Source organism: Enterobacter sp. 342 (assembly GCF_036663495.1).
Taxonomy (GTDB): Bacteria; Pseudomonadota; Gammaproteobacteria; order Enterobacterales; family Enterobacteriaceae; genus Enterobacter.
Genome location: NZ_JAWUEI010000055.1, coordinates 1 through 11,409, shown reverse-complemented (window position 1 = coordinate 11,409; position 11,409 = coordinate 1). Strand labels below are relative to the sequence as shown.

The 11,409-nt window shown below is 54.8% G+C and carries 19 protein-coding genes and 1 pseudogene; all 20 read right to left on the bottom strand.

All coding sequences use genetic code 11. The annotated features are described in order from the left end of the window. Positions 1-695, bottom strand: a pseudogene (locus tag V6E55_RS23950) (DUF2213 domain-containing protein); the annotation flags it as partial. Between the two features lie 301 nt (positions 696-996). Further along, positions 997-1,992, bottom strand: coding sequence for a phage minor head protein (locus tag V6E55_RS23945; protein ID WP_316944035.1), 996 nt, complete (start codon positions 1,990-1,992; stop codon positions 997-999). Beyond that, positions 1,919-3,388 carry a DUF1073 domain-containing protein gene (locus tag V6E55_RS23940; protein ID WP_316944034.1) on the bottom strand — a complete coding sequence of 490 codons (1,470 nt, stop codon included), beginning with the start codon at positions 3,386-3,388 and terminating at the stop codon, positions 1,919-1,921. The genes V6E55_RS23945 and V6E55_RS23940 overlap by 74 nt, the downstream gene beginning before the upstream one ends. Before the next feature lie 12 nt (positions 3,389-3,400). Continuing rightward, positions 3,401-4,873: a terminase gene (locus V6E55_RS23935; protein ID WP_316944033.1), complete on the bottom strand. Its 1,473-nt coding sequence runs from the start codon at positions 4,871-4,873 to the stop codon at positions 3,401-3,403. Then, positions 4,873-5,388 (bottom strand): hypothetical protein, encoded by a 516-nt coding sequence (locus V6E55_RS23930; RefSeq protein ID WP_059287857.1) that lies wholly within the window; start codon positions 5,386-5,388, stop codon positions 4,873-4,875. The genes V6E55_RS23935 and V6E55_RS23930 overlap by 1 nt, the downstream gene beginning before the upstream one ends. Positions 5,389-5,391: 3 nt before the next feature. Then, entirely contained in the window at positions 5,392-5,598 is a 207-nt protein-coding gene (locus V6E55_RS23925) for a hypothetical protein (protein ID WP_316944032.1), read from the bottom strand. Next, positions 5,595-5,813 carry a hypothetical protein gene (locus V6E55_RS23920; protein ID WP_316944031.1) on the bottom strand — a complete coding sequence of 73 codons (219 nt, stop codon included), beginning with the start codon at positions 5,811-5,813 and terminating at the stop codon, positions 5,595-5,597. The genes V6E55_RS23925 and V6E55_RS23920 overlap by 4 nt, the downstream gene beginning before the upstream one ends. Before the next feature lie 246 nt (positions 5,814-6,059). Next, a complete protein-coding gene (locus V6E55_RS23915) occupies positions 6,060-6,242 on the bottom strand; it encodes a hypothetical protein (RefSeq protein ID WP_049133910.1) in 183 nt (60 codons plus the stop codon). After that, on the bottom strand, positions 6,193-6,471 hold the full coding sequence (locus V6E55_RS23910; protein ID WP_045340922.1) for a hypothetical protein: 279 nt from the start codon (positions 6,469-6,471) through the stop codon (positions 6,193-6,195). Before V6E55_RS23910 ends, V6E55_RS23915 begins: the two co-directional genes overlap by 50 nt. Further along, positions 6,468-7,010 (bottom strand): glycoside hydrolase family 108 protein, encoded by a 543-nt coding sequence (locus V6E55_RS23905; RefSeq protein WP_023296427.1) that lies wholly within the window; start codon positions 7,008-7,010, stop codon positions 6,468-6,470. Before V6E55_RS23905 ends, V6E55_RS23910 begins: the two co-directional genes overlap by 4 nt. Positions 7,011-7,012: 2 nt before the next feature. Continuing rightward, positions 7,013-7,288, bottom strand: coding sequence for a phage holin family protein (locus tag V6E55_RS23900; RefSeq protein ID WP_001514184.1), 276 nt, complete (start codon positions 7,286-7,288; stop codon positions 7,013-7,015). Next, positions 7,285-7,686, bottom strand: coding sequence for a putative holin (locus tag V6E55_RS23895; RefSeq protein WP_001514183.1), 402 nt, complete (start codon positions 7,684-7,686; stop codon positions 7,285-7,287). Before V6E55_RS23895 ends, V6E55_RS23900 begins: the two co-directional genes overlap by 4 nt. 279 nt (positions 7,687-7,965) lie before the next feature. Next, positions 7,966-8,655: a bacteriophage antitermination protein Q gene (locus tag V6E55_RS23890; protein WP_316944030.1), complete on the bottom strand. Its 690-nt coding sequence runs from the start codon at positions 8,653-8,655 to the stop codon at positions 7,966-7,968. Further along, on the bottom strand, positions 8,652-8,768 hold the full coding sequence (locus tag V6E55_RS23885; RefSeq protein ID WP_316944029.1) for a hypothetical protein: 117 nt from the start codon (positions 8,766-8,768) through the stop codon (positions 8,652-8,654). Before V6E55_RS23885 ends, V6E55_RS23890 begins: the two co-directional genes overlap by 4 nt. Continuing rightward, positions 8,765-9,148 (bottom strand): hypothetical protein, encoded by a 384-nt coding sequence (locus V6E55_RS23880; RefSeq protein WP_316944028.1) that lies wholly within the window; start codon positions 9,146-9,148, stop codon positions 8,765-8,767. Before V6E55_RS23880 ends, V6E55_RS23885 begins: the two co-directional genes overlap by 4 nt. After that, on the bottom strand, positions 9,145-9,756 hold the full coding sequence (locus tag V6E55_RS23875) for a recombination protein NinG (RefSeq protein ID WP_316944027.1): 612 nt from the start codon (positions 9,754-9,756) through the stop codon (positions 9,145-9,147). The genes V6E55_RS23880 and V6E55_RS23875 overlap by 4 nt, the downstream gene beginning before the upstream one ends. Continuing rightward, positions 9,749-9,919, bottom strand: a complete 171-nt coding sequence (locus V6E55_RS23870; protein ID WP_316944026.1) for a NinE family protein — start codon at positions 9,917-9,919, stop codon at positions 9,749-9,751. The genes V6E55_RS23875 and V6E55_RS23870 overlap by 8 nt, the downstream gene beginning before the upstream one ends. Beyond that, positions 9,919-10,374, bottom strand: coding sequence for a YbcN family protein (locus V6E55_RS23865; protein WP_032619423.1), 456 nt, complete (start codon positions 10,372-10,374; stop codon positions 9,919-9,921). The genes V6E55_RS23870 and V6E55_RS23865 overlap by 1 nt, the downstream gene beginning before the upstream one ends. 211 nt (positions 10,375-10,585) lie before the next feature. Then, positions 10,586-10,819: a hypothetical protein gene (locus V6E55_RS23860; protein ID WP_316944025.1), complete on the bottom strand. Its 234-nt coding sequence runs from the start codon at positions 10,817-10,819 to the stop codon at positions 10,586-10,588. Further along, entirely contained in the window at positions 10,819-11,379 is a 561-nt protein-coding gene (locus tag V6E55_RS23855; RefSeq protein ID WP_410493479.1) for a DUF551 domain-containing protein, read from the bottom strand. The genes V6E55_RS23860 and V6E55_RS23855 overlap by 1 nt, the downstream gene beginning before the upstream one ends. Between the last annotated feature and the right edge of the window lie 30 nt (positions 11,380-11,409).

Genomic DNA, 11,409 nt, shown 5'->3' with positions numbered 1-11,409 from the left:
TCTGAAGCGTTGCTGATGAAGAACTTCACCTTGTTCCACCAGCCGTCTTTCATGCTGTTGGCGGCATCGATGAGGCTTGTCGATTCAACATCGGCCTGTTGCCCGTCAGCGTTAACGAACATGCCTACACCTTCTTCAGGCGTCCCGGCGCCGGGCTCGTCGAGCAGGATCGCGATGTGGTCGAACTGCATGTTGTGAGCTACCCAGGAATACTTCTTCTGCTTCGACTCCCCGGCCTTTTGCTCTTTGTTCAGCAGCAGACCTGTAGAGACATGAATCGGGTCGGCGTTATTGCCGGAAATCATGTCGTCCAGGCGCTGAATAAGGCGCTTACCGTCAGGCTTGGTATCTGCCACGGCCTTGTTGACGTAAACGTCCATCACGACCTTGTCGTTGGCCTTGCTGACGTTCTGAGACCATGCTCCGGCGTAGTAGTCGTTGACCGCCTGCGGATCGTTGGCGCTGACGTATTTGCCGTTCACCATCGGGTGGCCGATCGGCATTAACTTGCGCTCCATCGTCTGGTAGCTGTTGTTAATCTCCTCCGCCGGGTACAGGCCGCCATTCATCACGATGTCATCGACGATCGGGACCGCACCACGAATGACGTAGTGCTCCTGGCCGTTGATGGTGGTCGTTGAGATGTTGGAGGCGTTGATGGCGAGGGATTTAACGTGGATGCTGGATAGCTTCACGTTGCGTCCTCATTGGTGGATTTCAGGCAATAAAAAAGGCCGCCTGAGCGACCTTTTTATTATTTTTTATAGCTTACTAGTTCAATACCTTCTTTGGGGTATCGTTTCTTTAATTCAGCAATTAATGCTGATTAGGTGTCACCGTTAATCGTCAGAAAAGCTATGTTCGTTCGGTACTTAGCTTTAGTGACTGGCTGTACTCTATCGAAGCGAATATCTTTAAATTTTGATTGCATGTCATTTTCCATTTAATTAAGGAACCGTTAATTAATAACGACAAAAATAACATGAACTTTATTGATTATTTACCCCAGTCTTTTCTCTCTTTTGCAAGCTTATCCGCCAACCCTTCGTTGAAAATGCTGCCATCATCGTTGAGCAGCACGGGAATCTGGCTGCAGTAGCAGTTGTACCGGTTGCCGTTCTCGGCGTAGAAGTCCCGCACCTCTTCCGTGGTGTAGACCTTGCCGTGACGGCTGGCGTGCCAGGTGCGCGTCGTAGGCTTGAGCGCTGACAGCCACAGCAGGCCGGTGTTAAGCCCAAGCCGGTCAGCGGCCCAATCCGTTTCGTTCCATTGTGCCTGCCGCAGCGCGCCGACCTGCTCGGTCTGAGCTATGGTCTTGGCCTTCGACATCGATACATCGAGGCGCTTACTAATGACGCTGGCCGTCTCGCGAGGGTTCACGCCGCGCGCGACCGCATCGGTGATGATGTTGGTCATGTCGCCACGGGCAGTATCGCTGATGACCTTCCAGTCGCTGAACGTTGTCAGCCTGGCCGCCGCCACCTGATTAAGATTACCGGGGCTGCTTAAAAGCTGCTGTAACGTCGTCTGGCTGGCGTACACCTGCGACTGCTGCGAGAGGTTGTTGAATGCCTCCAGCGTGCCGCGCTGCGCTTCTGCAACGACGTAATCCATCGCCCACAGGTTTTGCTCGCCACCTTCCAACAGATGGTCATCGAGAATAGCCTGCACCGCCTCCAGCAGGTCAGCCAGCTCCTGCGACGACATGTCGTAGATGAACTTGCCGGCGTTGACCTGGTAGAGCCGCATATCCTCGCCGTTGTCGTGGCACAGGAAGTGCCAGTTATGGCTGTTTACCTCGAGCTCACGTCCGGTCAGGCTCCGGTCAAACAGAGCTTTCAGCGCGCGCTTGATGCTGAGATACCGATTCTCGATATCCCGGAACATCGCGGTTACCTGCTTTGCCGATCTGTTCGGGTCAACCTTGCTGCGCGGAACTATCGGCAGCCCCACCTTTGCCGTCTGTTCGAGTGTCGTCGGCCAGTGGATCATCTGTTGTTACCTTATCATCCGGGTTAGGCGGTTCTTTTGGCTCCGGCAGCGGGTCAAGCCCAACAATCTCGCGCAGCTCATTTGCGGTAAACGGCGCGTCTCCACCATAATAAGGCGTGGTTTTCTGCACGATGTCAGCGAGTTTCGAAGCGTTCTCGATCTTCTCTTTCTCGCCGGGCGCCAGCAGGTCGCTCCAGGAAATGGTGACCTCGCCTTTGGTCGGCGGGTCGATAATCCCAAGCGTCCAGAAGCGTTCCAGCAGAGCGGTGATCCGGTCCGTAAGGAAGCCATTGCGCCGAGTATTACGGCGGATAGCCCAGTCCGTTTTATCCTCATCGCTCGCCAGTCGACCAGTCTGCTGACCGAACAGGATGGTGAACGGGATTTGCACGGAGGCTGCCAGTTCGTTAGCAGTGACTTCCCAGGTCGGGCCCGGGTCGCCTGGCGTAACACTCAGAACGCGCATCTGCCCGGCCTGCATCACGGCGGCAGCATCGGTACCACGGTTAAGCTTGTTGACCTTGTCGCCCATCGCTTCGCCGAGATCGGCATAGCCAGCCTTTTTGGCCTGGTCTGCCAGCGTGTTCATGTCGGTTTCTTTGCTGAATTCGACGGCAATCTGACGGCTGGCGTTCTTCAGGAAGCCCTCAGCGCCACCGCCGGAAATCTTCTCGATATCGAGGCCTTTGTTGAAACCAGCCTCCAGCAGCGGGATGCCGGACAGAACGTTGTCGTCTTCAGATCCTTCGCAGAACAGGATAACGCGGCTCGGGTGTACCGGTTCGCCGCGCATCGGCCCAACAAATGGCTCATCACCGACCGGCTGTTCGTTGAAGTTGAACATCTTCGGCTGCCCGAAAGTTTCTGACTGACGGTCGTTATCCCATTCGGCGACAGTTAACTGCGGCTCCCATACCGGGATAAGTTTTACCAGCGCTGACTCGCCGAGTCGTTTTACTAAAGCAGTATCGACTTCCTGATCCCAGTTCCGATTGTCTTTCACCTGAAGCAGCAGCGCTGAATAACGCCCTACCATATTGCGGCGGTCAGCATCCTTCACCTTCGGCCACAGCTTCTTCATGAACTTGGTGACTTTCTTTTCCCAGTCGTTTGTTTTCTCCGCCTCCTGCGCTTCATCACCGTCAACAATGACCGGATAGTCCTGCCAGCAACCTTCCAGCAGCCGATGCACCACAGCGAACCCAGCAGCGTTGCGGCGATACATGTTGTAGAAGTCGTTGAAGGTGATCGTGCGCGGGTAGCCAAATTCCTGGTAAAGCGTCGGGCGCTTCGTGTTCCCACCACCGATGCCGATGGCATTCAGGTAATTTGCTCGCCTCATTTCAGTGGCGAGGTTGTTCACAACCAATTGAAGGCCGTTATCTTGTTCGCTCACTGGCGATGCTCCTTAGAAGAATACTGTGCCGACCTGCTTGCGGTTATTCTTCGCTACTGCGAAATAACGGAAGCTATCGGCACCGTGCGAGGTGAAGTCGTGAAGCGGTTTATCTTTCCAGCAGCCGCGCTTGTCATCCCACTCCTTGCGGTAGCCTTCGAGGTGAGAGATGCCGACAGCACACTTCTCTTCATCGAATACGCAGGACTTGAGGATTTCACGGACCGACTCAATACCGGTGTCGATACCGGCCTTCGGCACAACACGGAAGTTCATCGAATACATCTGGCCGTCAATCTCGTAACCTTCGCGAGCCAGCTCTTTGCGTGACTTAGCATCAGCGGCAAACTCGCGGTTTTCGATGTCGTGCGGACCCCAGTGTTCGCCGTACTCATAACCCCTGTCCTTCAGCACCTTCATGTAGTGCCTCAAGCCTTCGCCAGAGTTTTCGTAGTAGTCGATGACGTGGAACTCTTCACCAATCTCGCGAACGAACCAGATCGCCGTGGAGTCACCCACGCCTATATCCCAGAACGTGTGAACCGGTAGATGTGAGTTATTCGGGATTTGGCCGATCCGCTTGTTGGTGTAGAGCCAGCGGAACTGTTTGGCGTAATACGCGCCCTCGACCGACTGCTGGAACGCCTCGGCCGGAATGGTCGGGTATTCGCGCTTCATGTCATCGCCGAGCGTTTTCTCTTTGGCGTAGTACCAGGCTTTCTGGCGCTCATTGACGATTACGCCGTGCTTCGCCTCCATTTCAGCGAAGTACTCAAGCAGGCGCACCGGCAGCGTTTCAACCGGGTCGATTGCGTACTGCGGATTCTTCCACCAGGAGAAGAAGAAAAACTTCCAGTCCAGCGCGGATAGCGTTTTACCCTGCAGCAAGGCTTTCTCTGCTGTCTGGCAGTAATCGAAGAAGTAACCCGCCCGGCCCTCTGCCGTGCTCTCGATAGTAGCGAAGCATCCAGTCGATACCGCCTCAAACGCACCAGTGACGATTTCACGGGCTTTGTCCGGATATTTGGCGCATATCTTGCCGAACTCGGAAACGTGCAGGTAACGCAGTGTACCGCCACGAAATGACGTGCTTACGTAGAGTGATCCGCCCTTCTTAAAGACGAGCTCACCAGAAGAGTCATTACTCGCCGGGTTGGCCGCCTTTATCTCAGTCGGCAGCTTGTCGTATGCGTACTTCACCTTTTCGCGGAACAGGCGCTTTGCGTCATTCAGCGTGTGGGCAATCAGGGCGCACTTCGCCGACTCGAACAGGGCTGCGTCGAGCTGGATGATGCACACTTCAGTCGTGAAACCGAGCTGACGAGCTTTCAGGATGATGTTGCGGGTGTGGATCCCCTCAAAGTATTCCCGCTGCTCAGGTGTCATCCTGAACCGCGTTGGCTTACCCTCTTTGTCGGTGATCCAGTAAAGATTGTTCAGCCGCCAGTCTTTGTCGGCAAGCAGCTTCAGGTGCTCAGGTTTCATTACGCCCCCTGAGACAATGAATCCATCAGGTTAGACAGGTCATCAACCGTCTTATTGCCTTCCTCGGTGTCGAGGTTATACGCCTTACGCTCAGCGTTTATCACTTTTATCTGAGCATCGACACCGGCAGTGATCGAGCGAGACATTGAGGCGTGATTGTCTTCCGTAATTTCTGCGTCTTCGAGGAAGTCACGCAGCTTATTAGTGATGCCGCGCCATGCCGCCAGACTTTCCCGATGAGCCATGACTACAGCGGCGGCCTCGTCGGATGCCTGGTCAATAATCTGCTCATCAGTAACCACTGGTGACTGGTTACCGTCTTTGGTTACCGACTTGGTTACCTTGGCCTTGGTTGCCGCCCTGACCTTTTCTGTCAGGTCGCGCTGCCATCCTTCTTTGTTTGCTCTCTTCAGGATGGTGGCGTGGTTAACACCATGCTTTTCACCGATAGCCCTTACTGACAATGAACCAGCCCGGTAAGCCGATTCAATGGCCTCCCAATCTGGTTTGCTCATTCGTTACTCCGTTGTTTGTTCTGCCTTGCTCTTGGCCTTCAGATAATCGCGGGTCACGTCTACCAGCAGGATCCGAAGCGCCTCATCTTCAGAGATGCGCGGGCTAATCCCATTAGTGCGGCGCAGCAGTTCGTTGGCTACGGCCTGAGCCTCTTCGCCCGCCGCTGAAATATTCAGACTCAGGGTAACCGGGATAAATGCGCTCTTCATGATGCCGGCCCCTCAGTTTCTGCCGGGTCTTCCTCTGCCGGTACCGGCGTGAACTCCACGCGCTTAACGTCGGCAGGGGCGAAGTACAGCCACTGCCCCGTTTCGGTCGCCAGCGGCACAAAGCCGTTTACCAGCTCAGGCTGACGTCGTGACATCTTGCCCGTGAAGGTTTCGCCTGTTTGAGTGGTTAGCGTGATTTGGTAGATGTCGGACATGATTACCTCTTTGCCTTGTCGCAGCTGTTGCCCTGCTTCTCAGAAGTGCTTAGCCACTTACGGCTTACCCGTCAGCAAGATGTGATCACCATCCTTGCGGGGTTACACAGATCATTATCGAAGCCCCTCAGAGAAGAGCTTCTGTAACGGCCTACTTATTTTCGGTCTGCTTATCCCATTCCTCGCGGAACTTGGATGGGTTGTCGAAACCTTCACTGCACTGGTTGGTTTTCGTCACTTTGCCCCCTATTCTTTTGTTTTCTGGCAGTTTGCCTGCCACGCTTTGTTATGCGCCAGGATGTCTCGCTTCGTCTGGCGGTCAAGAACATCAATGTCGTGATCAGTAAGGTAGATTGGCTTTACCCAGTCACAGGCTGTATCAACCACTACCGGGACGCTTCCACGTGTCACGCAGCTCGCGATCAACATCGTCATCAGGCATGCGGTTAACATTCTGCTGTACATTGCTGGCCTCTTTCGTTGCTTCTACACGGCGTTCGGCTACTGACTCAATGGCTGCGGCCTTTTCTTCTGTGCGCTGCCGGTCTGCTTTTTCTTCAGCCTGTTCACGCCCGCGAAAACGGCCCACACCAAACGCACCAAGAACCATCAGGATGGCAACTCCGATTGCCGCCAGTACAGATTTGAGTGTCGTCATAGGCTCACCCGCTCGCGCATCCAGCCATAAACGAATGATTCGTTAGCCGGTCGCTGTTCTGCCAGCTCAAGATAACGCTGGCCCTGGCTACAGTTCAGTGCGCGAAGCAATACGATTTCCCCTTCTCCGCCTCGTTTCGCCAGGAAGGACTTCAGCGCGCTGATGCTACGCGGGCCGATCTGGCCATCGGCGATCAGATCCGGATAGAACTGCTGCTGGTTATTGAAAACGTTCAGCCAGCGCTGGAACCATTTAACCTGCACCGATGGCCCCATGTTCACACCGGTATCGCAAAGTTCGGCGGCAATAGAAGGGGATACTTCTGCCACCTGGTCAAAGCGCGGTCCATACCAGTAATCAGACTCAAGGATCGCCAGAGCCTGCTCACGTGTAAGGTTTCGCATATCCCCGGTATAACCATGCGCGCGGGCAGTTGCCTGAGTAATTCCCCAGTTCGTTGGTCCGCCCTTATCATTCGGGTGATCAACATAACCGCCCTCTTTGCCGAGGATGGTGTTAAAGATATCGTCTTTGGTCATGGCTATTCCGTAATGACGACCTTCGCCAGGTTCCCGCGCGCCAGCCACACCGCCATGCAGATGACGGAGTTAAGCAGCAGATCGCCGAGGTTAACCTGAACGTAGTGGCCGAGCAGAATGTTGAAGGCATTGAATCCGGCGGCAAGGATGACCAGATAGGCCAGTACCGCGACACTCAGGCGATGACGCTTTCCCTCCTTCCGGAAAAACATCAGCCTGACCATGATTAACAGGCAAACTATGGCGTTTGCATCCATCAGAAGAAGCTGCCATGTCATTTATCTTCCTCCCCCAGCCCCGGCATCTTCCCGCTTTTGGATTTGCGGAGAATACGCAGCAGGACTGCCACGGAAATGGAAGCAGTGACAATTGCACCGACAGCTGGCGATACCTCAATGCTGGCCGGTGGCTTCATCAGGCTTAACGGCGTGTTGATGATTCCGGCCATGATTTTCGCCATGGGTACGGAGAAGAACACGCCACTGATAAACGATATCAGCGCAAAGATAGCCTGCTTCCAGAGTTGATGGGGATCTGAGGTCAGAACGTATAGCGCCGTTCCGGCGAGTGATCCGAGCATCACTGCTGGAGTCGCCTCCGGAAACAGCGTGGCAAAGGTTACACCGACTGATGACGATGTAAGACCAACGCCTACGATAGTGAAGGTCTCAGACATATTTATTCCGTGTGTAGTTGGTTCAGGCCCTCGGGACAATTTAACAAGTAGGCGTGTCGATGATGGTTCCCGGGGCCTGGAATAAAAAACCCGGCGACAGGCCGGGAAGATGAGGGTAAGGCAATGTCGGCTCTCTGGCCGAATGGTCCCAGGTAGTGGGTTCTGTGTGCGGCGCACCGCAAATAAAAAAGCCCAAGGCGTTAACCTCAGGCTTGTATTCTTTGTGTCGACAATCAAAGCTATGGCGACGATATCAGATTTACATGAAATGTAAGCTATTTAATTGACTTTTGCAATACCCTGCTGCGAAAAAGTCGCTTTTTGTTGTGATCGTGTTCTCACAGTGCAGAGAAGAGAATCGCCATCAAGCCGCTTAAAGATGGCGCACATGGCCCGCCAGTAGTCGGCGTAATTATGACTCCAGTTATCAGGTTTAACGCCGCACAGCGCCGCCAGGTCTTGGTGCTGATACACATCCTTACCTGCCAGCTCCGATTTCACGTCCTGCGCCGCCAGCCATATCAGTGTCTTCAGGCGTTCCATCGTCTTGCCCGCCACCTTTTTCGCGCCGAGCTGCTCCCGGAACTCGGCCCATGCCCACTGAGTGATCGCCACCTGGTACTCGAAGCGGATATTCTCGCTGTAGCTCCACAGCAGCCATGCTTTCTGATGGTCTTCCAGAGACAGCACCGCGCGACGCCACGATGCGGTTACGAACTCAACCGGCCCCACAAGCGCGATTGACGAGCCCTTAGCGCGGGACTGGCTGCCACTCATCGCCGGGCAGTTAGGGTTAACTTTACGTCCGGTTACCGGGTCGGTGATTTTCTTCCGTCCCCGGCTGCGCGCCGTAGCGGTGAATTGCGCGTTCTCGGCGAAAGCTACCAGTTGCCCTTTCGTCGCCCCGCTCAGATCTGCGGTCGCCACAATGAGCTGCTGACGTACGTATTCCAGTTGCTGACTGTTCATGCGGCTTCCTTATGTGGCTGATTGGTTTTGGTCTGGCTGTGCTTAGCTACTGGCGGCAGGTTGGCGCGCTTAACGCTTTCTTCCTGGTATCTGACAATCTGGTCGCGGGTCATTCATCTACCCTCTCGTTCTGCCAAAGAGGGAGTGGAGATTTATCCCCGGCGCGGCGAATGCGTGACTTGGCGTTCTTCTCAATCTGAATGAGCTTCTCGATATTCTGACGGCGCTGCTTTTCTTCCCGGCGGAGATATTTCACGTTCTCCATGTAGCGAGACTCCTGGTCGCAGAGCGTCATAAGGTATTCAAAAGGCTCGATCAACGTTTCGCACTTCCGGCAGCGTAAGGTCCGGTCTTTTTCGTTCACCCAAACAGTGGAGTGCAGGCACATAACCTTCTGCCCTTCGCGCTGAATAACCAGCCCGTCCTGTAGGTCGTTATTCTTCGTAGGGAACGCGACAACCTTGCCCATTTCTATTTCGGTTTCTGTGCTCATGCTGCCTCCTGGTGTTTCAGCGCGCGAAGGTCTGCCCGGGCCTTGGCGCGGATGCCGTCCAACTCTTCACGGGTGTATCGATGGGTTTCGTTGTTGGATTCCAGCGCCAGCACGCGTTCTTCGCCGATCAGCTCGACCAGCGCGGAGCGGTACGCCTCAATGTTCCCGGATTTGTGAACGTTGCAGGCGGAGCACTGGAGCCAGATATTGTCCGGGTTAAAGCGAAGCTGTGGTGCAGCGGCCGTGGTGCGGTAATGCCCGGCATGCCAGGCAAACGCGGTCTTGGTTCCGCAGGAGATGCAGCCGTGTCCGGCGGCCAGCAGCATTTCGCGACGCCAGTCGTTGAAGGCACGCTGAGTCATCTGCACCCAGTGACGGATCGGCTTCAGCTCATTACGACGCTTTGCGCGGCGCTGTCGCCCTGCCTTCTCTTCGGTTCGCTGGCGCTGCGCTTCCTTCTGCTGAGCGGCTTCGCGGGCTTTTGCGGTCTGTTCTTTGCCGATCGCGCTGGCGCATTCGAAGCTGCAAACTACCTGCCCGTCGCGGACCGGGTGGAACCACTGGCGACAAGATTTATGGGCGCACTTGCGGCGCGGCAACTTAGCCATGCGCCCTCCGTGCCGCGAGACGCAGCCATTTCTGATCCACTAGGCGGGCGGTGTAGTCTTTCATGGTCGGGATGTCGGACGGCTTAACCGCGGGCTTACGCTTGCGGCGCGCCGGAACGCGGAAGATTTCATTGGTGATAACGCGGGAAAGTGGAGTAGACATCAGGCCTCCTGCTTATCGCGCAGCTGCTGGTACTCGCAGCTCTGCGGGATGGTCAGGTGGCAGCCGATATTCATCGCCCAGGCTTCGACTTTGCACAGGAAAATGTACATCTCGCCGGTTTCAAGATCGGCGGTATGGCGGAGGGATTGGACGGTGGTGACCTCTCCGGACACGACGTCTACCCGGTCTTTGCTTTCGTAGCCGAGATAGGTGTGCTTCATCGCGTCCTTGACCCACTCAGGCGTAGCGAAGGTCTTGCCGCGGGCGATGAGGTACTCGCTAATTTCCGTGTACCACATGTGGCTGAGCGCGTTCTGCGACAGGCTGCGCTTCTCCCGCCACGGCTTAACCTGCAGGCGGAAGCATTGCCCGGCATCGAGCAATGGCTGAATCTGCTGGCCAATGGCCGCAAAGTTGCCGCGATGGAGTTTGATGCCGTCTACTGGAAGAGTCATACGGCCTCCTTAACGGAAACCGCAGAATGCAGAAAATTGCAGGTGCATTTCTGCATCTGTGACAAGGTGAGGAGTTCAGATTGTTGTCGCATTTAAGTCCCCTTAAATGCGAAGAAGTCACCGGAGTTGTTCAGGCTCCGATGACATGATTATGGATGGATGATTATTGGAAATCAAACGTTGCTTGACGTTTAGTTATGCGTCAAATGGGTTAGGCATCGCTGTCACCATCTTTACGGTATGCATGACCAGGTGCTAAGCAGTGAGTTTTGTTGGCGTTAAATTTCCAGCCTCTTTTTTTCGCTGCCCTAAAACACATCGTTGAGTTGCTACCAACAAACTGCTTATATCCCTGCGCCTCAGTACGATAATCTGGATTTCCCATGTATTGTTGGCAGTGCAAGCAGTCGCATGTTAAGTCGAGCGTATATCCACCGGTAACCATCACGCCTCCTGCTGCGGCGCTGCTGGAATTGGCATCCAGTGAGTTGGTTCCCAAGAGCCTCCAGGCATTATGAAGCCGTGTGAGTTAGCTTCAGGATGCGATGGGATATAAGTTGCCCACTTAGTAGCCCACGAGCGACCAATCCACTTACCAACGATTACACCAGTCTTTAAAGGAGGCATCCGCTCACTGCAAGCCACCCAACCATCCGGAATAACCGGAGAGTTGCTCTGCAGCCTGTAGATTTCATTAAGAACATCGACGAATGGACAGTTTTCTGGCAGGCCCAAATCCTTTATTACCGACAGAAGTTGAATAGCCAGAGCTTTCTCACGTGCTGATTCAGTAGGCAACTTGTAAGCCGTCGTTACAGGTTCGGCACCCTGAAGCATGGCGGCGCGGCACTGGTTGAACCCATGCGCCCATGCAGATGCCAGAGCCATATCGTCTTCGGTGATATCTTCAGGAACATCTTCCCAGCTAACTTCGGCAGGCACAGATACCGGCGCTGGCGGGGCGGTGTAAAGCGGAGTTACCTTCCAATAGCATCCATCTTGCAATGTCGACAAAGGGAGTCTTTGATGGCGATG

Bases quoted from the DNA above. Each gene is read 5' to 3' on its own strand.
- V6E55_RS23910 (WP_045340922.1), bottom strand. From the start codon at position 6,471: ATGACGACACTCAAATCTGTACTGGCGGCAATCGGAGTTGCCATCCTG.
- V6E55_RS23885 (WP_316944029.1), bottom strand. From the start codon at position 8,768: ATGACCCGCGACCAGATTGTCAGATACCAGGAAGAAAGCGTTAAGCGC.
- V6E55_RS23925 (WP_316944032.1), bottom strand. From the start codon at position 5,598: ATGAAGAGCGCATTTATCCCGGTTACCCTGAGTCTGAATATTTCAGCG.
- V6E55_RS23860 (WP_316944025.1), bottom strand. From the start codon at position 10,819: ATGGTTACCGGTGGATATACGCTCGACTTAACATGCGACTGCTTGCAC.
- V6E55_RS23915 (WP_049133910.1), bottom strand. From the start codon at position 6,242: ATGTTGATCGCGAGCTGCGTGACACGTGGAAGCGTCCCGGTAGTGGTT.
- V6E55_RS23890 (WP_316944030.1), bottom strand. From the start codon at position 8,655: ATGAACAGTCAGCAACTGGAATACGTACGTCAGCAGCTCATTGTGGCG.
- V6E55_RS23905 (WP_023296427.1), bottom strand. From the start codon at position 7,010: ATGACCAAAGACGATATCTTTAACACCATCCTCGGCAAAGAGGGCGGT.
- V6E55_RS23935 (WP_316944033.1), bottom strand. From the start codon at position 4,873: ATGAAACCTGAGCACCTGAAGCTGCTTGCCGACAAAGACTGGCGGCTG.
- V6E55_RS23920 (WP_316944031.1), bottom strand. From the start codon at position 5,813: ATGTCCGACATCTACCAAATCACGCTAACCACTCAAACAGGCGAAACC.
- V6E55_RS23900 (WP_001514184.1), bottom strand. From the start codon at position 7,288: ATGACATGGCAGCTTCTTCTGATGGATGCAAACGCCATAGTTTGCCTG.
- V6E55_RS23865 (WP_032619423.1), bottom strand. From the start codon at position 10,374: ATGACTCTTCCAGTAGACGGCATCAAACTCCATCGCGGCAACTTTGCG.
- V6E55_RS23870 (WP_316944026.1), bottom strand. From the start codon at position 9,919: ATGTCTACTCCACTTTCCCGCGTTATCACCAATGAAATCTTCCGCGTT.
- V6E55_RS23875 (WP_316944027.1), bottom strand. From the start codon at position 9,756: ATGGCTAAGTTGCCGCGCCGCAAGTGCGCCCATAAATCTTGTCGCCAG.
- V6E55_RS23930 (WP_059287857.1), bottom strand. From the start codon at position 5,388: ATGAGCAAACCAGATTGGGAGGCCATTGAATCGGCTTACCGGGCTGGT.
- V6E55_RS23880 (WP_316944028.1), bottom strand. From the start codon at position 9,148: ATGAGCACAGAAACCGAAATAGAAATGGGCAAGGTTGTCGCGTTCCCT.
- V6E55_RS23945 (WP_316944035.1), bottom strand. From the start codon at position 1,992: ATGATCCACTGGCCGACGACACTCGAACAGACGGCAAAGGTGGGGCTG.
- V6E55_RS23895 (WP_001514183.1), bottom strand. From the start codon at position 7,686: ATGTCTGAGACCTTCACTATCGTAGGCGTTGGTCTTACATCGTCATCA.